The sequence below is a fragment of the Microbacterium sp. ARD31 genome, from assembly GCF_031844425.1.
This window is the reverse complement of the sequence record NZ_JAUZVE010000001.1, coordinates 468,404-491,556: the sequence shown is the minus strand read 5'-3', so window position 1 is coordinate 491,556 and position 23,153 is coordinate 468,404. Positions and strand designations below refer to the sequence as shown.

The 23,153-nt window shown below is 71.4% G+C and carries 18 protein-coding genes; 11 read left to right on the top strand and 7 right to left on the bottom strand.

The features are described from left to right. Window positions 1-140 precede the first annotated feature (140 nt). Together Q9S36_RS02455 and Q9S36_RS02450 are read left to right on the top strand one after the other, a co-directional pair. Entirely contained in the window at window positions 141-1,919 is a 1,779-nt protein-coding gene (locus Q9S36_RS02455; protein ID WP_311283800.1) for a glycosyl transferase, read from the top strand. After that, window positions 1,916-2,851: a tetratricopeptide repeat protein gene (locus Q9S36_RS02450; RefSeq protein WP_311283799.1), complete on the top strand. Its 936-nt coding sequence runs from the start codon at window positions 1,916-1,918 to the stop codon at window positions 2,849-2,851. The genes Q9S36_RS02455 and Q9S36_RS02450 overlap by 4 nt, the downstream gene beginning before the upstream one ends. Window positions 2,852-2,894: 43 nt before the next feature. On the opposite strand, the gene glgB is transcribed toward Q9S36_RS02450, so the two are convergent. Genes glgB through glgX form a run of 3 tightly spaced genes read right to left on the bottom strand, consistent with a single transcriptional unit; the run spans window position 2,895 to window position 9,246 of the window. Further along, the gene (gene glgB, locus Q9S36_RS02445; RefSeq protein ID WP_311283798.1) at window positions 2,895-5,030 is read right to left on the bottom strand and encodes a 1,4-alpha-glucan branching protein GlgB; all 2,136 of its coding nucleotides are present in this window, start codon (window positions 5,028-5,030) and stop codon (window positions 2,895-2,897) included. Beyond that, a complete protein-coding gene (locus Q9S36_RS02440) occupies window positions 5,027-7,102 on the bottom strand; it encodes an alpha-1,4-glucan--maltose-1-phosphate maltosyltransferase (protein WP_311283797.1) in 2,076 nt (691 codons plus the stop codon). The genes glgB and Q9S36_RS02440 overlap by 4 nt, the downstream gene beginning before the upstream one ends. Before the next feature lie 44 nt (window positions 7,103-7,146). Then, window positions 7,147-9,246 carry a glycogen debranching protein GlgX gene (gene glgX / locus Q9S36_RS02435; RefSeq protein WP_311283796.1) on the bottom strand — a complete coding sequence of 700 codons (2,100 nt, stop codon included), beginning with the start codon at window positions 9,244-9,246 and terminating at the stop codon, window positions 7,147-7,149. A 51-nt stretch (window positions 9,247-9,297) separates the two neighbouring features. Between glgX and Q9S36_RS02430 the strand changes: the two genes are divergently transcribed. Together Q9S36_RS02430 and mnmA are read left to right on the top strand one after the other, a co-directional pair. Continuing rightward, window positions 9,298-10,482 carry a cysteine desulfurase family protein gene (locus Q9S36_RS02430; protein ID WP_311283795.1) on the top strand — a complete coding sequence of 395 codons (1,185 nt, stop codon included), beginning with the start codon at window positions 9,298-9,300 and terminating at the stop codon, window positions 10,480-10,482. Between the two features lie 9 nt (window positions 10,483-10,491). Then, on the top strand, window positions 10,492-11,589 hold the full coding sequence (gene mnmA / locus Q9S36_RS02425) for a tRNA 2-thiouridine(34) synthase MnmA (protein ID WP_311283794.1): 1,098 nt from the start codon (window positions 10,492-10,494) through the stop codon (window positions 11,587-11,589). Here mnmA and Q9S36_RS02420 read toward each other — a convergent pair. Next, entirely contained in the window at window positions 11,546-12,562 is a 1,017-nt protein-coding gene (locus Q9S36_RS02420) for a DUF1731 domain-containing protein (RefSeq protein ID WP_311283793.1), read from the bottom strand. The two genes, mnmA and Q9S36_RS02420, sit on opposite strands and share 44 nt — an antisense overlap. Before the next feature lie 133 nt (window positions 12,563-12,695). On the opposite strand from Q9S36_RS02420, the gene ligA reads away from it, so the two are divergent. Next, the gene (ligA, locus tag Q9S36_RS02415) at window positions 12,696-15,020 is read left to right on the top strand and encodes an NAD-dependent DNA ligase LigA (protein ID WP_311283792.1); all 2,325 of its coding nucleotides are present in this window, start codon (window positions 12,696-12,698) and stop codon (window positions 15,018-15,020) included. A gap of 3 nt (window positions 15,021-15,023) precedes the next feature. On the opposite strand, the gene Q9S36_RS02410 is transcribed toward ligA, so the two are convergent. Further along, entirely contained in the window at window positions 15,024-16,724 is a 1,701-nt protein-coding gene (locus Q9S36_RS02410; protein ID WP_311283791.1) for a long-chain-fatty-acid--CoA ligase, read from the bottom strand. Between the two features lie 67 nt (window positions 16,725-16,791). Here Q9S36_RS02410 and gatC point away from each other — a divergent pair, with 67 nt between their 5' ends. From gatC to Q9S36_RS02380, 6 genes are all read left to right on the top strand, one after another. Continuing rightward, a complete protein-coding gene (gene gatC, locus Q9S36_RS02405; RefSeq protein WP_064001987.1) occupies window positions 16,792-17,091 on the top strand; it encodes an Asp-tRNA(Asn)/Glu-tRNA(Gln) amidotransferase subunit GatC in 300 nt (99 codons plus the stop codon). Next, complete coding sequence (gene gatA / locus Q9S36_RS02400) at window positions 17,088-18,599, top strand: Asp-tRNA(Asn)/Glu-tRNA(Gln) amidotransferase subunit GatA (protein ID WP_311283790.1); 1,512 nt, start codon at window positions 17,088-17,090, stop codon at window positions 18,597-18,599. The genes gatC and gatA overlap by 4 nt, the downstream gene beginning before the upstream one ends. Further along, window positions 18,599-20,113: an Asp-tRNA(Asn)/Glu-tRNA(Gln) amidotransferase subunit GatB gene (gene gatB, locus Q9S36_RS02395; RefSeq protein ID WP_311283789.1), complete on the top strand. Its 1,515-nt coding sequence runs from the start codon at window positions 18,599-18,601 to the stop codon at window positions 20,111-20,113. The genes gatA and gatB overlap by 1 nt, the downstream gene beginning before the upstream one ends. Before the next feature lie 65 nt (window positions 20,114-20,178). Next, window positions 20,179-21,435: a DNA polymerase IV gene (gene dinB / locus Q9S36_RS02390; RefSeq protein WP_311283787.1), complete on the top strand. Its 1,257-nt coding sequence runs from the start codon at window positions 20,179-20,181 to the stop codon at window positions 21,433-21,435. 57 nt (window positions 21,436-21,492) lie between these two features. Then, window positions 21,493-21,810 (top strand): hypothetical protein, encoded by a 318-nt coding sequence (locus tag Q9S36_RS02385; RefSeq protein WP_064002474.1) that lies wholly within the window; start codon window positions 21,493-21,495, stop codon window positions 21,808-21,810. Beyond that, entirely contained in the window at window positions 21,794-22,369 is a 576-nt protein-coding gene (locus Q9S36_RS02380; RefSeq protein WP_217531973.1) for a hypothetical protein, read from the top strand. The genes Q9S36_RS02385 and Q9S36_RS02380 overlap by 17 nt, the downstream gene beginning before the upstream one ends. A 7-nt stretch (window positions 22,370-22,376) precedes the next feature. On the opposite strand, the gene Q9S36_RS02375 is transcribed toward Q9S36_RS02380, so the two are convergent. Further along, window positions 22,377-22,865 carry a DUF2017 family protein gene (locus Q9S36_RS02375; protein ID WP_311283785.1) on the bottom strand — a complete coding sequence of 163 codons (489 nt, stop codon included), beginning with the start codon at window positions 22,863-22,865 and terminating at the stop codon, window positions 22,377-22,379. Further along, entirely contained in the window at window positions 22,862-23,152 is a 291-nt protein-coding gene (gene clpS, locus Q9S36_RS02370; RefSeq protein WP_064001993.1) for an ATP-dependent Clp protease adapter ClpS, read from the bottom strand. The genes Q9S36_RS02375 and clpS overlap by 4 nt, the downstream gene beginning before the upstream one ends. Between the last annotated feature and the right edge of the window lies 1 nt (window position 23,153).

Here is a 23,153-nt window from a genome sequence, read left to right as displayed (position 1 = left end):
CTTCCCTCACCCTAGTTCGCCGATGCGCCCCGACGCGGGAGCGACGCCCTCCCACGCGTTTGCCAGCACCGTTCGCTAGGCTGGAATGTCGAATGATCGGCCGTGCACCCCGGATGCCGGCTGGAGGAGGGCGGCAGTTCGTGAGATTCGTGTGGGCGATCATCGCCTTCGTCCTTGCCACGCTGATGATCGGCGCCGGAGTGGCCCAGCGCACGATCCTCGAGGCACCGGCGACCGAGACGGCGACCCTCACGACGGATGCCGACGCCCCCTACGTCCTCATCGACGGTGCGGTCCTCGCCAGCCACCCGGGCGCGCAGACCCTCCGCATCGCCGGCGACGGCCCGGTCTTCGCCGCCTACGGTCGGACGCAGGACATCGCGGCGTGGCTGGCTCCCACCGAGTATGTCCACGTGACCCTCGGCGCCGAGGACCTGCCCGTCTCCGAGACCGTCGCCGCGTCGGCCCCCGTCGAGGGCGATGCGCCGACCGCGGCGCCCGCTGGGTCCGACCTCTGGCTGGACGAGTTCGAGCAGGACGGGTCTCTCGCCACCACACTCCGACTCCCGGCGGACATGAGCGTCCTGGTCGCCTCGGACGGCACCGCGGCGGCTCCGTCCGAGCTGAGCGTCACCTGGCCGACCGGCGCGACCACGCCGTGGGCGGGACCGCTGCTGGCGGGCGGCATCCTGATGGCCGTCGTGGGCCTCGTCCTGTACATCCTCGCTCTGCGTCACGTCCGGCGGTCCCGGGGCCCGCGTCGCAAAGGTCTGCCGACCACTGCGACGCAACCCATCGACCTCTCGGTGGAGCAGGCGGAGAAGGGCGTCATCACGGCGGCTCCCGCGCGGAAGCGACTCGGCCGCGGACGGCGCCCGTTCGGCGCGCTCTCCGCCCTCCTCGTCGGCGGGATCGCGCTCACCGGCTGCTCGCCCGACGCCTGGCCCGACCTGCAGCCCGAGACGACGCCATCGCCCTCGGCATCCGTCATCGTGCCCGAGGGTCAGGGAGCGCCCGCCGTGACGAAGACGCAGGCCGAGCGCATCCTCGGCCGGATCTCCGAGCAGGTCACCGCCGCCGACGAGGCGAAGGACCCGAAAGCCGCGGCACTGCGGCTCACGGGGCCCGCCCTCACCGAGCGTGAGACGAACTACCGACTCCGCACCGAGCTCCCCGATGCCGACCCGCTGCCCGCCATCCCGGCCGGCACGATGACCGCCCTGCTGCCGCAGGCGAAGAACGACTGGCCGCGGATGTTCATGGCGGTGGTCGAGGACGCGGACGGCGTCGCCACCGTCATGACGGCGACGCAGAGCGACCCGTGGGCCGACTACAAGGTCGCCTACATCTCGAGTCTCCGCGCCGATGCCACGATGAACCTCGCCGCGGAGTACGTCGGCGCCGTGGCTGTCGAGCCCAACTCACCGTTCCTCCTCATGCCGCCCGAGAACCTGGCCGCCGCGTACGCGGACGTCCTCGACAAGGGCGACAAGAGCGAGTTCGCCGCCCTGTTCGACGAGAAGACCGACACGTTCCGCTCCCTCGTCGCCGAGAACCGCGCTGCCGTCCTCAAGAAGTTCAACGAGACCGGTGAGGAGACCGGCCGGGTCTCGTTCCTGGCCGAGCCCGGCGATTCCGAGCCGCTCTCCCTCGTCACACTCGACAGCGGTGCGATCGTGGCCGTCACCGTCACGGAGAACGAGACCGCCGTCCCGACCGATGACGACGCCGTCATCAAACTCGGCGAGAACGTCGTGGTGAAGGCGCTTTCGGGCGTCTCACAGTCGAGCACCGGCTTCCAGACCCGTTACACCGATCAGCTGTACTTCTTCGTGCCCGCGCAGGGTTCGAACGACAAGATCCAGCTGCTGGCCTCCCGTTCCAACGTCCTCGACGCCAAGGTGGTTGAAAAAGAGTGAGCACCCCCGCACCCGGCGCCGTCCTCCGCGGCGCCGTCGATCTCTCGTCCCTTCGCAACCGGCCCGCGGGACAGCCCGAGGCCGCCGCGCCCGCCGGCGGCGGAGCCCCGGCATCCCGCCTCATCTTCGACGTGACGGATGCCGACTTCGGTCAGGTCCTCGAGCTGTCGCGGACCGTCCCCGTCGTCGTCGACCTCTGGGCCGACTGGTGCGGCCCCTGCAAGCAGCTGAGCCCCGTGCTCGAGAAGCTCGTGACCGAGCTCGGCGGCAGGCTCGTGCTCGCGAAGGTGGACGTCGACGCGAACCCGCAGCTCGCGCAGAGCTTCCGTGCGCAGTCGATCCCGCTCGTGGTCGCCCTCGTCGCCGGTCAGCCCGTCCAGCTCTTCACGGGGGCCGTGCCCGAGGCGCAGGTGCGCGAGGTCTTCACGCAACTGCTGCAGCTCGCCGCGCAGCACGGGGTGACCGGGACGGTGCCCGTCGAAGGCGCTGAGACGGATGCCGAGGACCGCCCGGCCGCCTTGCCGCCGCTCCATCAGGAGGCGTTCGACGCCATCGAGTCCGGTGACTACCAGGCCGCCGCGGCAGCGTACGAGCAGGCTCTCGCCGAGAACCCCCGCGACGAGGACGCGAAAGCCGGCCTCGCGCAGGTGCATCTGCTCGGCCGTGTGCAGAACCTGGACCTCGCCGCCGCGCGCGCCGCGGCCGCTGCCGCTCCGCACGACGTCGAGGCGCAGTTCGCCGTCGCCGATCTCGATCTCGCCGGCGGGCACGTCGACGACGCGTTCGCGCGACTGCTGGATCTGTTCGCCGCTCTGCCGACGGACGAGCGCGCGCCCGTGCGGGCACGTCTGCTCGAACTCTTCGGCGTCGTGGGCGACGCAGACCCTCGGGTCATCCGAGCGCGGGGACGACTCGCGAGTCTGCTCTTCTGACAGAGGAAAGGGGGTCCGGGCATCAGCCCGGACCCCCTTTCTCTCACGCCTGGTGACGGAGCCAGAGAACGCCGAGCGGTGGCAGGACGACGGTCGCGGTGCCGTCGGCATCCGTCGTCACGCCGCCGAAGTTGCCGACCCCGGACCCGCCGAACTCCTGCGCGTCGCTGTTGAGGATCTCGGCCCACGCCCCGGCCTCGGGCAGGGTGATCCGCACGTCGTGGCGGGGGGAGCCGGCGAAATTGCACAGCACGACCACCGTGCCGCCGTCGTGGTCGCGGCGGGCGAACCCGAGGATGTTGCCGTCAGGGGTGTGCGGCCAGACGCGGGAGAAAGCGGACCCGTCGGTGTCGCGCGACCACAGCGGCGCTTCGTCCCGGTAGGTGCGGTTGAGGGCGCCGACGAAGCGCTGCAACTGCTGGTGCGCCGGCTGATCCAGCATCCACCAGTCCAGGCCGCGCCCCTCGGACCATTCGGACATCTGCCCGAACTCCTGCCCCATGAACAGGAGCTGCTTGCCCGGGTGCCCCCACATGTACGCCAGGAAGGCTCGCATGTTGGCGAGCTGCTGCCAGTGGTCGCCCGGCATCCGAGTGAACAGCGACCCCTTGCCGTGGACGACCTCGTCGTGGCTGATGGGGAGGACGAAGTTCTCGCTGAACGCGTAGACGAACGAGAACGAGAGTTCGCCCTCGTGGTGCGAGCGGTAGAGCGGATCGCGGCCGATGTAGACGAGCGAGTCGTTCATCCAGCCCATGTTCCACTTGAAGCCGAACCCGAGACCGCCCTGGCTGGTCGGAGCCGTGACGCCGGGGAAGCTCGTCGACTCCTCGGCGATCATGGCGATCCCCGGGTGGCGCTTGTAGGCCGTGGCGTTGACCTCCTGCAGGAAGCGGATCGCCTCGAGGTTCTCGCGGCCGCCGTGGATGTTCGGCTCCCACTGTCCTTCCTCGCGGGAGTAGTCCAGGTAGAGCATCGAGGCGACGGCGTCGACACGCAGGCCGTCGACGTGGAACTCCTCGAGCCAGTAGAGCGCGTTCGCGACGAGGAAGTTGCGCACCTCGTTGCGCCCGTAGTCGAAGATGTACGTGCCCCAGTCGCGGTGCTCGCCGCGCCGGGGATCCGGGTGCTCGTAGAGCGGGGCTCCGTCGAAGCGCGCGAGCGCGAACTCGTCCTTCGGGAAGTGCCCGGGCACCCAGTCCATGATGACGCCGATGCCCGCCTGGTGCAGCCGGTCGATGAGATAGCGGAGGTCGTCGGGGCTGCCGAAGCGGCTCGTCGGGGCGTAGTAGCCCGTCACCTGATAGCCCCAGGAGCCCCCGAAGGGGTGCTCGGCGAGTGGGAGGAACTCGACGTGGGTGAAGCCCTGCGCCCCCACATAGTCCACGAGCTCGTCGGCGGCGTCGCGGTAGCTGAGACCGGGCCGCCACGAGCCGAGATGGAGTTCGTAGGTGGACATCGGCTTGTCGTGCACGGAGCCGGACGACCGTGCGGCGATCCACTCGTCGTCCGACCAGGTGTACTCGCTCTCCGTGACGACGGATGCCGTCGCGGGCGGGACCTCGGCGGCCCGGGCCATCGGGTCGGCCTTCATCACCCAGTGGCCCGCCGCGGTGAGGATCTCGAACTTGTAGGCCGAGCCCGCGCCGATACCCGGGACGAACAGTTCCCAGACGCCACTCGATCCGAGCGAGCGCATGGCGTGCTGGGTGCCGTCCCACCCGTTCAGATCGCCGACGACGCGGACGGCCCGGGCGTTGGGCGCCCACACCGCGAAGGAGACGCCGCTGACGGGGCCGTAGTGGCGGACGTGGGCCCCGAGGACGGTCCACAGCTGCTCGTGGCGCCCCTCGCGGATGAGGTGCAGGTCCATCTCGCCGAGCGACGGCAGATGCCGGTACGGGTCGTCCACGCGGTAGTCGGGCGCGCCCTCGTACGTCGCGACGAGATCGTAGGCGGTCGGCTGCGTCTCCGCGACGCCCTCCCAGACCCCTTGACGGATGTGCTCGAGTTCGACGCGGGAGCCGTCGGCCAGCACGGCGGTCACGGTCTGCGCGAAGGGGCGCCGCGCCCGGATCACCCATTCGTCGCCCTCGGGGTGCGGGCCCAGCACGTCGTGGGGGGCGTGGTAGGCGCCGGCACCGACGGCATCCAGGATCGAATCATCGGGACGGGTCATGAGTGTGCCTTCACGTGGAGGATGTGGACGGGTTCGGCGAAAGCGTCGAGTCGGACGTAGTTGTGCTCGTTCCACGTCCAGCGCGCGCCGGTGAGGAGGTCCTCGACCTCGTAGTCGTGGCCGCGGGGGAGTCCCCAGATCTGCGAATCGACGTGCACCGTCGTCTCGCGCGCCGAGTGCGGGTCGACGTTCACGACGACGATGATCGTGTCGGATTCGCCGCGCTCGGCCACCGCCGCGGGCAGGTGCTTCACGTAGGCGAGGATCGCGTCGTCGTCCGTCCCCTGCAGGTGCAGACCGCGCAGCTGCCGAAGCGCGGGATGCGCCCGGCGGATCTCGTTCAGCCGCCGCAGGTACGGGGCGAGGGAGTCGCCCGCGGCCTCGGCGCCCGCCCAGTCGCGGAACTTGTACTCGTACTTCTCGTTGTCGATGTTCTCCTCGGACCCCGGGCGGGCGACGTTCTCGTAGAGCTCGTATCCCGCGTAGACGCCGTAGCTGGCCCCCGCGGTGGCCGCGAGAGCGGCGCGGATCCGGTAGGCGGGGCGACCGCCGAACTGCAGGTACTCGGTGAGGATGTCGGGGGTGTTGACGAAGAGGTTCGGGCGCATGAAGTCGGCCGTCTCGTCCGAGATCGAGGAGAAGAACTCCTCGAGCTCGGTCTTGGTGTTGCGCCACGTGAAGTACGAGTAGCTCTGCTGGAAACCGCTCTGTGCGAGCGCCCGCATCGGCGTGGGACGGGTGAACGCCTCGGCCAGGAAGACGACGTCGGGGTGCTCGGCGTTGACGGTGCGGATCAGCCACTCCCAGAACTGCAGCGGCTTGGTGTGGGGGTTGTCGACGCGGAAGATCTTCACCCCCTGTCGGATCCAGTGCTGGACGATGCGCAGCACCTCGGCGCGGATGCCGACCGGATCGTTGTCGAAGTTGACCGGGTAGATGTCCTGGTACTTCTTCGGCGGGTTCTCGGCGAAGGCGATCGAACCGTCCGGCAGGGTCGTGAACCACTCTGGGTGCTCGGTCACCCAAGGGTGGTCGGGAGCGGCCTGGAGGGCGAGGTCGAGGGCGATCTCCAGGCCGTGGGCGTTCGCGGTGTCCACGAACGCGCGGAAGTCCTCGAGCGTCCCGAGGTCGGGGTGGACCGCATCGTGTCCGCCGTCCGCCGAGCCGATGGCCCACGGCGATCCCGGGTCCCCGGGACCGGCGTTCAGGGTGTTGTTGGGGCCTTTGCGGTTCACCTCGCCGATCGGGTGGATGGGCGGGAGGTAGACCACGTCGAAGCCCATTGCGGCGACGGCGGGGAGGCGTTCGGCCGCCGTCCGGAAGGTGCCGCTGCGGACGGTGCCGTCCGGCAAGCGGACCGCCCCCTCGGAGCGCGGGAAGAACTCGTACCAGGCGCCCACGCCGGCTCGCTCGCGCTCGACGAGGAGCGTGTTCTCCTCGTGGAGGGTGTGGAGCGAGAGGGCGGGGCGGTCGGCGAACGCCCGGGCGAGCCCCGGGTCGCGTACCACGATGAGGGCCGCCTCGTCGTCCACGGCGTCATCGCGGAGGGCCTGCGCCGCGGAGGTGAGGGCGGTGCGCTCCTCGACGGGACGGGTCTTCTCCGCGGCGGCGCGCTCGAACAGCCGCGCGCCCATCTCCCGCATGAGGATCGGGTCGACACCCGCGGCGATCTTCAGCTCGGCTGCATGACGCCAGGTCGCGTAGTCGTCGGCGAACGTCTCGAAACGGAACTTCCACGTCCCCTGCTCGAGCGGTGCCACGACGACGCGCCAGTTGTCGAAGCCGTCGTCGAGGGGCCGGAGCCGGTGGAGCGTGACCGCTCCCGAGGGCGCCGTCAGCCGCAGGTGCACACCGATGCGGTCGTGTCCCTCGCGGAAGGCGGCGACCGTGAACGGTACCGCCTCGCCGACGAACGCGGTCGGCGCGAACCGGCCGCCCGGGACGCTGGGACGATGGGAGGCGATCGGGATGCGGCCGTTGCGGATGCCGGCATCCTTCCTGGTCGCCTTCACCGGCCGGACCGGGATCTCAGCGGAACTGCGGACGGAAGCGGGGGAGATCTGTGTGGCCACGTTCCGAACCTACCGGTGCCGAGGAAGGCTCGAAACGGCCTGGATCACTCGGCCCGGAACAGGTACATTGACGGGCCGGTCGCGGTGAACGTGTCGCCGGGGGACAGCGGGACGGCATCCGAGCGCGGACGCTCGTCGACGCTCGACCACAGGGGGGCGAAGCGCGTCACACCCTCCAGCGCCGGAAGGGTGATCTCGACGTCGCTCTCGCGGCCGTGGACCACCAGGAGCGTGCGGTTGGGCGCTTCGCGCTCGGGTGTGGAGCAGGCGTCGTACTGCAGCGTGCGGTGCGAGGGATCCGTCCACTGCTCGACCGACATCGTGTTCCCCTGCTCGTCGTACCAGTCGATGACGGACGCGCTCGGAACGGTCTTCTCGGCATGGGCGAACCGGACGGGTCGCAGGGCCGGGTTCTCCCGGCGGATGCGGGTGAGCAGCTCGACGTGGGCGCGTAGGTCGTCCTGCCAGGGTTCGCGGCCCCAGTCGTACCAGGTCAGCGCGGAGTCGTGGCAGTACGCGTTGTTGTTGCCGTGCTGCGTGCGCCCGATCTCGTCGCCCGCGGTGATCATCGGAACGCCCGCCGAGAGCAGGAGCGTGCCCAGCAGGTTGCGCATCGCGCGCCGGCGGGCGGCGAGAACGGTCGGATCGTCGGTCGGCCCCTCGAAGCCGTGGTTGAAGGAACGGTTCGTGTCCGCCCCGTCCCTCCCGTGCTCGCCGTTGGCCTCGTTGCGCTTGGAGTCGTAGGAGACGAGGTCGTGGAGGGTGAACCCGTCGTGCGCGGTGACGAAGTTGACGCTCGCGAGCGGTCCGCGCTCGGCGCTGAACGTGTTGGCCGATCCGGCGAGCCGGGTCGCGAACCCGCCGATCCCCACCGGCGTGACATCGGCGCGGCGGGAGTAGTCGATGTCGCTCAGCCAGAAGTTGCGGACCCGATCGCGGTAGCGGTCGTTCCATTCGCTCCAGCCGGCGCCGAACGCCCCCGTCTGCCAGCCGCCGATGCCGACGTCCCAGGGTTCGGCGATCATCTTGACGCCCGCCAGCGCGGGGTCCTCGACGATCGCCTGCAGGAGCGGGTGCTCCGGGGTGAAGGCGTGGGACGCGTCGCGCCCCAGGACGGGGGCGAGGTCGAAGCGGAACCCGTCGATCTGCACCTCGTTCGCCCAGTAGCGCAGCGAATCGAGGACGAGGCGGGACGCGGCATCCGTCGACGTGTTCAGGGAGTTCCCGCATCCCGTCACGTCGATGTAGGTGCCGTCGTCGGCCTGCCGGTAGTACGACCGGTTGTCGATCCCGCGGAAGCTCGAGCGGGGCTCGCCGAGTCCCTGCTCGGAGGTGTGGTTGAAGACGACGTCGAGGATCACCTCGATGCCGGCCGCGTGCAGCAGCTTCACCATCCCCTTCACCTCGCGGAGCACCGCGGTGGCGCCTTCGGCCTGAGCGGCGGCCGTCGCATACGGGGCGTGCGGCGCGAAGAAGCCGACGGAGTTGTAGCCCCAGTAGTTGGTCAACCCCAGCTGCAGGAGACGGGGCTCGCTCGCGAAGGCGTGGACCGGGAGCAGCTCGATCGCGGTCACCCCGAGGCTCCGGTAGTGCTCGATCATGGCCGGATGCGCCATCCCGGCGTAGGTGCCGTGCAACGCCGCCGGCACACCGGGATGCCGTTTCGTGAGGCCCTTGACGTGCGCTTCGTAGACGACGGTGCGATCGAGCGGCGTCATCGGCTTCGCGACGCCGCCCCAGTCGAAGCAGTCGTCGACGACGACGGACCGCCAGGAGTGGATGCCGGGGGACGCCAACCCCCGCGCGTAGGGATCGATCAGCAGCGTCGCCGGGTTGAAGGTCATCCCGGGGCCGTGCGGTCCGTCGACCCGCACGCTGTAGGTGACGCCGACCCGCAGCGCGGACGTCGTCGCCTCCCACACGCCGCCGCCCACGGGGGCCAGCGGGACGGTGTCGACGATCCAGTCCGGGTCGTCGTCGTCGAAGACCACGAGCTCGACGCCGGTGGCGTGCTCCGACCACACCCGCAGCGTCCCGCCCCCGTCGTGCAGGCGTACCCCGAGCCGGTCGTAGACGTCCGACAGCATCCCCGGGACGGGGGTGTGGGACGCCGCGGTCGTCGGGCCGGCCTGAGCGAAGGTCATGCGTCCTACAGTAGTGAGCAGGCGATGAAGGTCAGCGGCAGGCGGAGGGTCATGGCGGTCTATCTCGACCACGCGGCATCCACTCCGCTGCGACCGGAGGCGCGTGATGCGTGGCTCGCCGCGTCGGAGGTCACCGGCAACGCGTCGTCCGTGCACGGCGCCGGCCAGGCGGCGCGGAGGCTGCTCGAGGACGCCCGTGAGCGGATCGCGGCGGTGCTGGGGTGCGACCCCATCGAAGTGGTGCTGACCTCGGGGGGCACGGAGTCGGTGAACCTCGCCCTTCAGGGGACGTGGTGGGCGCGCGACCCGGACCGGTCGGCGGTCGTCCTGCCAGACGGTGAGCACCACGCGACCCTCGACACGGTGTCGTGGCTCGCTTCCGCCCAGGGGGCGGAGGTACGACCCGTGCCGCTCGACGAGAGCGCGGCGATCGATGTCGCGGCCTTCGATGCGGCCCTCCCAGGCGCCGCCCTGGCGACGGCGCTCGTGGCGAACAACGAGGTCGGGAGCGTGTCGGATGTCGCCGCGCTGGCCGCATCGGCGGCGGCGGCGGACGTGCCCCTCCACCTCGACGCCGTCGGGGCCACCGCCCATCTGCCGCTTGACTTCGCCGCCCTGCGGGGACCGGGAGCCGGTCGCGGCGGACTCGTCGCGCTGAGCGTCGCGGGCCACAAGGTGGGGGCGCCGGTCGGGACGGGGGCGCTCGTCGTGTCGCGCCACGCCCGCATGGGAGCGGTCCTGCACGGCGGGGGACAGCAGCGCGGCCTCCGCTCGGGCACACCGGATGTCGCCGGTGCCGCCTCCCTGGCCGTGGCCCTGGAGCTGACGGCGGCGGAGCGCGCCACCGAGGCGGAACGCCTGCGTGCGCTGTCCGACCGGCTCCTGATCGGTGTGCGCGACATCGCCCCGGAGGTCGTACTGCTCGGCGCACCGGACCAGCGACTACCCGGCCACCTGCACCTGCTCTTCCCCGACGCGCTGGGGGAGCCCCTCCTGTTCCTCCTCGACTCCGCGGGCGTGCGCGTGTCGACCGGATCGGCATGCCAAGCGGGCGTCGCCGAACCGAGCCACGTCGTCCTCGCCCTCGGTCGCACCGATCGCGAAGCCCGTTCGGTCCTTCGGGTCACGCTCGGGCGCACGACCACGGCGGCCGACGTCGACGCGTTCCTCGCCGCCCTCCCCGAGGCGCACCGTCGCGCGGCGGCGTCCAGCGCCCGTGCGGGGTCGCGCTCGTAGACTGGAACGATGCGCGTACTGGCAGCCATGAGCGGCGGGGTCGATTCGGCCGTCGCCGCGGCGCGAGCGGTCGACGCGGGTCACGACGTCGTCGGCGTCCACCTGGCGCTCTCGCGCGCCGGAGGCACCCTCCGCACCGGCAGCCGGGGCTGCTGCACGATCGAGGACGCACTCGACGCCCGGCGCGCGGCCGACCTGCTCGGCATCCCGTTCTACGTGTGGGACTTCTCCGAGCGCTTCCGCAACGACGTCATCGACGACTTCATCAGCGAGTACCGGGCGGGGCGCACGCCGAACCCGTGCATGCGGTGCAACGAGAAGATCAAGTTCGCGGCCCTGCTGGAACGGGCCCTCGAACTCGGTTTCGACGCCGTCTGCACCGGCCACTACGCGACCCTCGTCGACGGTCCGGAGGGGCGCGAGCTGCATCGCGCGTCGGATGAGGCGAAAGACCAGTCCTACGTTCTCGGGGTGCTCACCGCGGACCAGCTCGCCCACACCTACTTCCCGCTCGGGACGACGCCGTCGAAGGCCGTCGTCCGCGCCGAGGCCGCCACGCGCGGTCTCACGGTCGCGCAGAAGCCGGACAGCCACGACATCTGCTTCATCCCCGACGGCGACACCCGCGGGTGGCTCGCCGAGAAGGTGGGCGCCGAGCAGGGTGACGTCGTGGACCGCGACGGGTCGGTCGTCGGGCGGCACGAGGGAGCGCACGCGTTCACGGTCGGTCAGCGCCGCGGGCTGCAGCTGGGCGTCCCCGCCGCGGACGGCAAGCCGCGGTTCGTCCTCGAGGTGCGTCCCGTCTCGAACACGGTCGTCGTCGGACCGAAGGAGGCTCTCGCGACGGCGGAGATCTCCGGGGAGCGGCACAGCTGGGCCGGACGTGCCCCTGCCGACGGCGTGTTCGCCTGCGACGTGCAGATCCGCGCGCACGCCGATCCGGTCCCCGCTCGGGCGAGCGTGCGCGACGGGTCGATCACGGTCGTCCCCGAGACCCCCTTCGACGGCGTCGCGCCCGGTCAGACGGCGGTGCTGTACGACGGGACCCGGGTGATCGGGCAGTTCACGATCGCGCGGACCGTCTCCGCCGTTCCCCAGAACGCCTGACCCGGCGGCCCCGTTCGACCTCGGCGAACGCCGCGCGGAGGTCGGTGTGCGCGAACCGGAATCCGGCGTCGACGAGCCGCTCGGGGAAGACCCATCTGCTCTTGAGGATCAGCTCGGGCTCGGTCCGCAGCACCCACATGGCGATCTCGAGCATCCAACGCAGCGATGGCAGGCCCACCGGCATCCCGACGACGCCGCGGAGGGTGCGCATGAGGGTGCGGTTGTCGGATGCCTCGGGCACCGCGATGTTGACGGGGCCGGAGATGTCGTCCCGCTCGATGAGGAAGCGGACGGCGCGGAGCACGTCCTCGATGTGCACCCAGCTGAAGCGCTGGCGCCCCCGGGTGCGGTACCAGGGCGGCCGGTCGCCCGTCGGCTCGTCGCCGATGCCCCGGTAGCGACGGTGCGGCGGGAGCCAGCCGTCGTGCTGCGGCCCACCGAGTCCGGTACGTGCGAGGGTGAGCAGCATACGGGAGGCGGGGCCGTCGCCCACGACGATCGCCAGACGCAGGGCGACGCGGCGCGTGCGCGGCAGTTCTCCCGCCAAGAACGCACGCTCCCACGACCGCGCGACGTCGACCGAGAAGCCCTGTCCGAGCTCGCCGCCCGATTCGGTGTTCGGGCGGTCCATCGCGTGGCGGTAGATCGTCGCGGTGGACGCATTGAGCCAGAGCCGGGGCGGGGCGGATGCCGCGGCCACCGCAGCGTGCAGGGCGCGCGTCGTCTCCACCCGCGACCGCAGGATCTCGTCGCGGTTGCGATCGGTGTAGCGACAGTCGACGGACTTCCCGGCGAGGTTCACGAGCAGGTCGGAGCCGTCGACGGCGGCCGCGAGCGCGGCGGGGTCGTCCCAGCGGACGGCGGCGGTGCGTCCGACGGTGACGACGTCGTACCCGTCGTCCATGAGGGCTGCGACGAGAGCCTCGCCGATGAATCCGCCGGCACCGGCGACGACGGCACGAGGACGGGACATGCCTCGACGCTACCCGGTCACGTCGCCGGTTGCTCGGCGAGGTCTTCCGCTACTCCGGGACCTTCGTCTACCGCATCCTGCCGGAGCGCGGAACGGTCCCGGCGGTGTCGCCGGGCCTCCCTACACTGTCGATGTGGCTGACGCAGAACTCCCCGAACTGACCCTCGATGGGGCCCGCGCAGAGGCCGCGCGGCTCACGGAGAAGATCCTCGGCGCGCGCGAGGCCTACTACGGCGGCGACGTCGGTCTGGTCGACGACGCCACCTACGACGGGTGGATGCAGCGGCTCGAAGCCATCGAGCGCGCGCACCCCGAGCTGCAGGGGCAGGATTCGCCGACGCAGACCGTCGGCGCGGCGGAGTCGTCGATGTTCGCTCCCGTCGAGCACGCCGAGCGGATGCTGAGCCTCGACAACGTCTTCTCGCCGGACGAACTGCGGGAGTGGTGCACGAAGGCCGAGGCCGCAGCGGGGCGCAAGGTGCGATGGCTGACGGAGCTCAAGATCGACGGGCTCGCCATCTCGCTGCGCTACGAGAACGGTGTGCTGACCTCGGCGGCGACCCGCGGCGACGGCCGCATCGGGGAGGACGTCACGGTGAACGCGGTGCGCGTGGCCGGCATCCCGGAGCGGCTGTCGGGGGAGGGGCATCCCCCTCTCGTCGAGGTGCGGGGGGAGGTCTTCATCCCGGTGGCGGCGTTCGAGGACCTCAACGCGCTGCAGGCGCGTCTGCGCGACCGCGTCGTCGCCGACGCCGCCTCCCGTCCCCGTTACGACGAGGAGAAGGCGCAGAAGAGCGCGGCGCGACGGTTCCCGGCGTTCGCCAATCCGCGCAACGCCGCGAGCGGAGGTCTACGCCAGCAGCTCGACAAGAAGTCGGGGCTCGAACTCGAAGCCGGCGAGGCCCGTCTCTCGTCCCTCCGCATGTACGTCCACGGCATCGGCGCGTGGCCCGACCCGCCCGTGTCCGCTCAGAGCGAGGTGTACGGCCTGCTCGCCGAATGGGGCCTGCCGGTCAGCCCGTATCCGCAGACGTTCGACGACGTCGACGGCGTCCTCGCCTTCGTCGCCGAGTACGGCGAGAAGCGCCACTCGGTCGCGCACGAACTCGACGGCATCGTCGTGAAGGTCGACGAGTTGTCCTTGCACGACGAGCTCGGCGCGACCAGCCGTGCCCCGCGCTGGGCGATCGCGTACAAGTACCCGCCCGAAGAGGTGCAGACGCGGCTCCTCGACATCATCGTGTCGGTCGGGCGCACCGGCCGCGCCACCCCGTACGCGCAGATGGCACCGGCGCTCGTCGCGGGCAGCGTCGTGCGCCAGGCGACCCTGCACAATCAGGACGTCGTCAAGGCGAAGGGCGTCCTGATCGGCGACATGGTCGTCCTCCGCAAGGCCGGGGACGTCATCCCCGAGGTGCTGGGCCCGGTCGCCGAACTCCGCGACGGCACGGAGCGCGCTTTCGTCATGCCGACGGCGTGCCCGGAGTGCGGATCGACCCTCGCGCCGGCCAAAGAGGGCGACATCGACCTCCGCTGCCCCAACACGCGCGGCTGCCCCGCGCAGGTCCGCGGGCGCGTCGAGCACATCGGCTCGCGCGGCGCGCTCGACATCGAGGCGCTCGGCGAGGTCACTGCAGCCGCGCTGACCCAGCCGATCGATCCGCAGCAGCCGGCGCTCGAGACCGAGGCGGGGCTGTTCGAGCTGACCCTGGAGCGGCTCGTGCCCATCGAGGTCATCGTTCGCGACGCCGAGACCGGCGAACCCCGGGTCGACGAGAGCACCGGCGAAGTCGTCCGCCGCGCGCCGTTCCGCCGCAACCCCACCGCGGCGGAGAAGAAGGAGGGCCTCACGGGACCGCAGCCGTCGGCGCAGGCCCTCACCCTCATCGACGAGCTCGAGAAGGCCAAGACGAAGGATCTGTGGCGCTTCCTCGTCGCGTTGAACATCCGCCACGTCGGACCCGTCGCCGCCCGCGCCCTGGCGCAGTACTTCGGCTCGCTCGACGCGATCCGGGCCGCCTCGCGCGACGAGCTCGCCGCGGTCGACGGTGTCGGCGGGATCATCGCCGACGCGCTCATCGACTGGTTCGCCGTCGACTGGCACGTCGAGATCGTCGATCGCTGGACCGCCGCGGGCGCGCGGCTGGCGACGCCCGGGCACCCGGGTCCCGGCGCCGCGGCCGCGGCCGGAGGAGTGCTCGAGGGCATCACCGTCGTCGCGACGGGGTCGCTCGAGGGGTACACCCGCGAGGGCGCGCAGGAGGCCATCATGCAGGCGGGCGGCAAAGCGGCGTCGAGCGTCTCGAAGAAGACGGACTTCGTCGCCGCCGGGCCCGGTGCGGGATCGAAGCTCGCGAAGGCCGAGGCCCTCGGCATCCGGATCATCGACGCCGCGCAGTTCCACGTCCTCGTCACCGAGGGTCCGGCCGCGCTCGGCGACGCGCCCGCCGCGGAGTGACGCTCAGGCGTCCTTCGCGAGGAGCGCGTCGCGCACCTGTCGGCGCAGGACCTTGCCGATGAGCGACCGCGGCAGCTCCTCGACCGTCTCGATCCGCTTCGGCACCTTGTAGGGCGTCAGCCGGGTGCGGGCGAACGCGCGCACGTCCTCGACGTCGACCTCGCTCACCCCCGGCGAGGGGATCACGACGGCGACGACCTGCTCGCCGCTGTGCGCGTCGGGGAGACCGACGACGGCGGCATCCGCGACCTGCGGGTGCTGCCGAAGCGTGGCCTCCACCTCGGAGGGCGACACGTTGAACCCGCCCGTGACGATGAGTTCCTTCAGGCGGTCGACCACCCGGAAGAACCCGTCGGCGTCGCGCTCGACGATGTCGCCGGTGCGGAACCAGCCGTCGACGAGCACCTTCTCGGTTTCCTCCGGCTTGCCGTAGTACCCCGAGAACACCTGCGGTCCCCGCACCACGAGTTCGCCCGGCTCGCCGTCGCCGAGGACACGGGACGGGTTCTCGGGGTCGACGATCCGCGCGTCCGTCCCCGGGATCGGGATGCCGATGGTTCCGGCCTTCCGGTTGTCGGCCGGGGGGTTGACCATCAGGACGGGGGAGCACTCACTGAGCCCGTAGCCTTCGATGAGGTACCCGCCGGTCGCCTCCTCGAACGGTTCGACCAGCGCAGGGGAGAGGGCCATGGCGCCCGACACGCCGATGCGGATGCCGCGGATCGAGGCCCCGCGTTCGCGGGCGCGTGCCAGCAGGCGCTCGGCTATCGGGGGGACGAGCGGCAGGACCGTGGGCGGGTGCTTCTTGACCGCACCGATCACCATGTCGGCGTCGAACTTGGGGAAGAGCACGAGACGCGCTCCCATCGACATCGCGAAGGTGAGGCAGAGGGTGAGCCCGTAGGCGTGGAACATCGGCAGGACGGCGTAGAAGACGCATCCGTCCCCGCGCTGCACGGCCGGGATGAACGCTTGGCTCTGTCGGGCGTTGGCGAGAAGGTTGCGGTGCGTCAGCATCGCCCCCTTCGGCGTCCCCGTCGTCCCCGAGGTGTACTGCAGGACCGCGAGGTCCTCGGTCCGCGGACCGGGGTGGGATGCCGCCAGGGCGGGCGTCCTCACCAGGTCGTCCCACGACAGCGCACCGCGCGCCTCCGAGGTCAACGCGGCTCGCGATTCCCGCGCCTTCTTCACGGGCAGCCGCAGCGCGAGGCGCGTGTGCAGGGGCAGCGCCCGCGTGACGTCGACGGCGATGAGCGCCTCGACGCGGAGGTCCGCGGGGAACCCCTGCACGGTCGGCGCGACCTTGTCCCACACGATGGCGTGCCGCGCGCCGTGGTCCTGGAACTGCGTCCGCAGCTCGCGCGGGGTGTAGAGGGGGTTGTGCTCGACGACGACCGCGCCCAGTCGCAGGACGGCGTAGAACGCGACGATGTGCTGCGGGCAGTTGGGGAGGACGATCGCGACCCGGTCGCCCTTGTTCACCCCGAGATCGCGCAGCCCCGCGGCCGCCCGGTTCACGGCGTCGTGCAGGGCCGCGTACGTCGTCTCGCGTCCGAAGAACTGCAGAGCGGGCGCCTCGGGATAGTCGCGGGCGGACTCGTCGAGCAGGTCCATCAACGACCCGTCGATGGGGGGCAGGTGGAGGGGGACGCCCTCACCGTACGAGGAGAGCCACGGGCGATCGGCGGAGGGCGAATCGGTCACGCCCCCAGCCTAGGGCGCGGGTCGGCGCGGGCTCGGGAGGGCGACCGGCCCGAACTAGACTGTCGGGGTGTCTGAAATCACCCCCGATCTCGTGCGCCATCTCGGCGTGCTCGCCCGGATCCAGCTGAGCGACGAGGAGGTGGAGCGGCTCACCGGCCAGCTCGACGCGATCGTCGACAACATCGCCAAGGTGTCCGAAGTCGCCACCCCCGAGGTCGTCGCGACGAGCCACCCGATCCCGCTGCGCAACGTCTTCCGCCCCGATGTCCCCGGCGACATGCTGACCGTCGACGAGGTGCTCCAGAACGCACCGGATGCCGCCGACGGCCGGTTCCGCGTGACCGCGATCCTGGGGGAGGAGCAGTGAGCGACATCCTGAAGCTGACCGCCGCCGACCTCTCCGCGAAGCTGCGCTCCGGCGAGCTCTCGAGCGTCGAGGCCACGCAGGCCCACCTCGACCGCATCGCCGCCGTCGACGGCGACGTGCACGCCTTCCTCCACGTCTCCGACCACGCGGTCGAGGTCGCGGCCGACATCGACCGCCGCCGCGCCGCCGGCGAGGAGCTCGGCGAACTGGCCGGCGTGCCCCTGGCGATCAAGGACGTCCTCGTGACGACCGACATGCCCTCCACGAGCGGTTCGAAGATCCTCGAGGGCTACATGTCGCCCTACGACGCGACCGTCGTCGCACGGTCCCGGGCGGCGGGCCTCGTCCCGCTCGGCAAGACCAACATGGACGAGTTCGCGATGGGCTCGTCGACCGAGCACTCGGCGTACGGCCCGACTCGGAACCCGTGGGACCTCGATCGGATCCCCGGCGGCTCCGGCGGCGGTTCGGCCGCTGCGGTGGCCGCGTTCGAAGCGCCGCTCGCGCTCGGTTCCGACACGGGCGGCTCGATCCGCCAGCCCGCGCACGTCACCGGCACCGTCGGGATGAAGCCCACGTACGGTGGTGTGAGCCGCTACGGCGCGATCGCCCTCGCCTCGAGCCTCGACCAGGTCGGTCCCGTCTCGCGCACCGTCCTCGACTCGGCGCTCCTGCACGACGTCATCGGCGGGCACGACCCGCACGACGCGACGTCGCTGATCGACGCCTGGCCGTCGTTCGCCGCCGCCGCCCGCGAGGGCGCGACCGGCGAGGTCCTCAAGGGTCTGAAGGTCGGCGTCATCCGCGAGCTCGACGACTCCGGCTTCCAGTCCGGCGTGTCGGCATCCTTCCGAGCGTCCCTCGCCGCGATGGAGGCCGCCGGCGCCGAGATCGTCGAGGTCAGCGCACCGCACTTCGAGTACGGCGTCGCCGCGTACTACCTGATCCTCCCGGCGGAGGCGTCCAGCAACCTGGCGAAGTTCGACTCGGTCCGTTTCGGGATGCGGGTGAACGTGCCTGACGGCACCGTCGAGGACGTCATGGCCGCCACGCGCGACGCCGGCTTCGGCGACGAGGTCAAGCGCCGCGTCATCCTCGGCACCTACGCGCTCTCGGCGGGCTACTACGACGCCTACTACGGCAGCGCGCAGAAGGTCCGCACCCTCATCCAGCGCGACTTCGACGAGGCGTTCGCGCAGGTCGACGTCATCGCGACGCCGTCCGCGCCGACGACCGCGTTCCGCCTGGGCGAGCAGCTCGACGACCCGCTGCAGATGTACCTCAACGACGTCACGACCATCCCGGTCAACCTCGCCGGCGTCCCCGGCATCTCGATCCCCTCGGGCCTCGCGGAAGAGGACGGGTTGCCCGTCGGCATCCAGTTCGTCGCTCCCGCCCGCGAGGACGCGCGACTATACCGCGTGGGGGCGGCGCTCGAGGCGCTGCTCGTCGACAGCTGGGGCGGTCCGATCCTGGACCGCGCCCCGATCCTCGGAGGAGCCCGCTGATGGCCAAGGACGCGCTGATGGACTTCGACAAGGCGCTCGAGCTGTTCGAGCCCGTCCTCGGATTCGAGGTCCACGTCGAGCTCAACACCGAGACCAAGATGTTCTCGCCCGCCGGCAACCCGGCGAACGAGGCGAACCACGATGCGGCACCCAACACGCTCGTCGCGCCCGTCGACATGGGGCTGCCGGGGTCGCTGCCCGTCGTGAACGAGACCGCCGTCCGCTATTCGATCAGCCTGGGCCTCGCCCTCGGCTGCTCGATCGCGCCGTCGTCGCGGTTCGCGCGGAAGAACTACTTCTACCCGGACCTCGGCAAGAACTACCAGATCTCGCAGTACGACGAGCCCATCGCCTTCGAGGGCAGCGTCGAGATCGAGCTCGAGGGCGGCGACGTCGTCGTCGTGCCGATCGAGCGGGCGCACATGGAGGAGGATGCCGGCAAGCTCACGCACATGGGCGGCGCGACGGGTCGCATCCAGGGCGCCGAGTACTCGCTCGTCGACTACAACCGCGCCGGCGTGCCCCTCGTCGAGATCGTCACCAAGCCGATCTTCGGCACGGAGCACCGCGCCCCCGAGGTCGCCAAGGCCTACGTCGCCGCGATCCGCGACATCGTGCGCTCGCTCGGCATCTCCGAGGCCCGCATGGAGCGCGGCAACCTCCGCTGCGACGCGAACGTCTCGCTGCGCCCGCGCGGACAGGAGAAGCTCGGCACCCGCACCGAGACGAAGAACGTCAACTCGATGCGCTCGGTCGAGCGCGCGGTGCGCTACGAGATCCAGCGGCAGGCCGCGATCCTCGCCGCCGGCGGCACCGTCACGCAGGAGACGCGGCACTGGCACGAGGACACCGGACGCACCTCGCCGGGTCGTCCCAAGTCGGATGCCGACGACTACCGCTACTTCCCCGAGCCCGACCTGCTCCCCGTCGAGCCGTCCGCAGAGCTGATCGAAGAGCTCCGCGCGGCGCTCCCCGAGACTCCGGCGGTGTACCGGCGCCGGCTGAAGGCGGAGTGGGGGTTCACCGACCTCGAGTTCCAGGACGTCGCGAACGGCGGGCTGCTCGCCGAGGTCGAGGCGACGATCGCCGCCGGCGCGTCACCGGCATCCGCCCGCAAGTGGTGGACCGGCGAGATCACCCGCATCGCGAACGCGCAGGGCACCGAGCCCGCCGCCCTCGTGTCGCCCGAGTCGGTGGCGCAGCTGCAGAAGCTGGTGGATGCCGGCACCCTCACCGACAAGCTGGCCCGCCAGGTCCTGGAAGGCGTCATCGCGGGGGAGGGCACGCCCCAGGAGGTCGTCGACGCCCGCGGTCTCGCCGTGGTCTCGGACGACGGGGCGCTCATCGCCGCGATCGACGAGGCCCTCGCCGCCCAGCCCGACGTGCTCGCGAAGATCCAGGACGGCAAAGTTCAGGCCGCCGGCGCCGTCATCGGTGCGGTCATGAAGGCGATGAAGGGCCAGGCGGACGCCGCCCGTGTCCGCGAGCTCATCCTGGAGCGCGCCGGCCAGTGACGCCCTGACGATGCCGTCAGCCCCGGATCCGTACCGGTGTCGGCGGCATCGTCGACAATGGACGTATGGGACGCGGTGACGGGACGGGGCGGATCGTCTCGCCCGACGGCGCCGACGACACCGGCACCCGCATCCTCCACGTCGACATGGACGCGTTCTACGCGTCCGTCGAGGTCCTCTACGACCCTTCCCTGGCGGGCAAGCCGCTCATCGTCGGCGGCATGGAGGGGCGCGGCGTCGTCTCCAGCGCCTCGTACGAGGCCCGGCGCTTCGGCGTGCGCTCCGCCATGTCGGTCGGGCGCGCCCTGCAGCTGTGCCCGCAGGCGATCGTCGTCGTGCCGCGGTTCGAGCGCTACTCGGAGCTGTCGAAGAAGGTCATGGCCATCTTCCGCGACGTCACCCCGCTCGTGGAGCCGCTCTCGATTGACGAGGCGTTCCTTGATGTGAGCGGCGCGCGCCGGCTGTGGGGGAGTCCCGGCGAGATCGCCCGCATGGTCCGGCGTCGCGTGCTCGACGAGACCGGACTGACGTGCAGCATCGGCGTCGCGGCCACGAAGCACGTCGCCAAGATCGCCTCGACCGTCTCGAAGCCCGACGGCCTCCTCATCGTCAGCGAGCCGGACACCCAGGCGTTCCTCGCGGCGCGGCCCGTCGGTGCGCTGTGGGGCGTGGGCCCCAAGGCGGCCGAAGCCCTCGAGGCCCGCGGCATCCGGATGGTGTCGGACATCCTGAACACGCCCCGGGGTGTCCTCGACCGGGCGCTGGGACCGGCGATGGGGGCACGGGTGTCGCAGCTGGCCCGCGGGATCGATCCGCGGTCCGTGCAGACCGAGCACACCGAGAAGAGCGTGGGTCACGAGGAGACCTTCCTCGAGGACGTGTCCGACGTCGCGACGCTGCGGAGCGAGTTCCGGCGGTTGTCGGACCGGGTCGCGAGCCGCCTCCGCGCGGGCGGCTGGGAGGCCCGCACGATCGCGGTGAAGGTGCGGTTCTCCGACTTCACGACGCTGTCGCGGTCGGTGAGCGTCCCCGAGCCCACCAACGTCGGCCAACGGATCGGCGACGTCGCCCTCGACCTCTTCTCGAAGATCGATCTCGTGCAACCCGTGCGCCTCATCGGCGTGCGCGGCGAGAAGCTGACCGCCGACGGCGTGGGCGGCCTCGCACTGTGGGACGACGATGCCGAGTGGCGCCGCGTCGACGCCGCACTCGACGACGCGCGCTCGCGCTTCGGGCGCGGCGCCGTGACGAGGGCGAGCACACTCGGCCCCAGACGCGACGTCAATGCGCTGCCGACCAACCCGCGACCGGTGCAGGAGTGAGGACGCGTCACGCGCAAGCCCCTGTGCGTGGTGATGCGACCGGCTAGCGTGGTCGTCATGGCCAACCTCCCTCTCGAACTCGGCAAGCAATTCGCGTCCCTCGGTGTCACGAGCGTCTACGGCGAGCAGCAGGACGTCGACGGCATCCGGCTCATCCCCGTCGCCCTCACCTGGTCGGGCTTCGGCGCGGGGGAGGACCCCAACGGCGGCGGCGGCGGTGGCGGAGGTGCCGCGATCCCGGTCGGCGCCTACATCCGCAAGGGCGACGACCTGCGGTTCGAGCCGAACCTCGTCTCGCTCCTCGCGGTCGGGATCCCTTTCGTGTGGGTCGCCGGACGGGCGCTCAGCCGCGTCATCCGTGCCCTCACCCGCTGATCCCTCCCTCACCACTGCGGCAGCGGCGGGGATCGAGCGGGTCGCCGACGCGGTGAACGCGGCGTCCGGCGTCCCGGTCGTCGTCCTGATCGACGGACGCTCGGGTGCCGGCAAATCGACCTTCGCCGACACGCTGGCCGGGCGGTTCCCGGATGCGGCCGTCGTGCGGCTCGACGACGTCTACCCGGGGTGGGACGGACTGCGGGCGGCGACCGACATCGTGCACGAGCGGGTCCTGACGCCGCTCCGGCGCGGTGAGCCCGCCCGGTGGCCGCTCTGGGACTGGTCCCGCGACAGACCGTCGGGACGTCACGCGACGGTCGAGCCCGCCCCGGTGGTCATCGTCGAAGGAGCCGGCGTCCTCACCGCGGCATCCGCCGTTCTCGCGGACGTCACGGTCTGGCTGGAGGCACCGGATGCCGCGCGCAAGGCGCGCGCCCTCGCCCGCGACGGCGATGCCTATCGCCCGCACTGGGAGCGGTGGGCGGCGCAGGAGGATGCGCACCTGCGCGAGAACCGACCGGCGGAGCTCGCGCGGATCGTCGTCGTCCTGCCCTGATCCTCCGTCAGTCGTCGAGGGCGCGGACGAGCACGTCGAGTCGGTACCCGACCCACTCGTACACCCCGAAGCGGGGATCCCCGTCGCCGTCGTGGTCTTCGCCGGTGACGCCGAGCCGCTCCGCGAGCACGAGCCGCAGCGCGGCGAGGGTCCGCAGCCAGGCGCCGGCGACCTCCGGCGTCAGCTCGACGACCAGCGCGTCCTCGGCCTGGGTGCGGTCGAGCTCCGCAGGGGCCAGGTCGCGTCCGTCCCGGCGCAGCGACGCGCGCACCACCCCGGCATCCGTCAGCCGTCGCTCCAGGATGTCGTCCTGCGTGAGGCGGCGGAACTCCGCGGCCGCGTCGGCGTCGTCGCGGTAGGCATCGGGGACGAGCCGGCGGACGGCGGGATCGCGAGCGTCCCGCTCGGCCACGACCTCTTCGAACTGCGCGAGGAGGTCCGACAGGTGCGCCGCCTCGAGCAGCGTGAGCTCGAGGGTGATCCGCCGACCGGTCACGAGCCGGCCTCGCGCACCGTCGCCCAGAGACCGTAGTCGTGCATCGCCTGCGCGTGGAGTTCCATCTGCTCCCGCGACCCCTCGGCCACGACGGCGTGCCCGTCGTGGTGGACCGCCAGCATCAACCGGTGCGCCTTCTCGCGGGAGTACCCGAAGTACTCGCGGAAGACGTGGACGACGTAGCTCATGAGGTTCACCGGGTCGTTCCAGACGACCGTCTGCCAGGGACCCGAGGTGGATGCCTGCAGGTCGACCTGTTCGTCGAGGTCGGGGCTCGCGATGCTCATG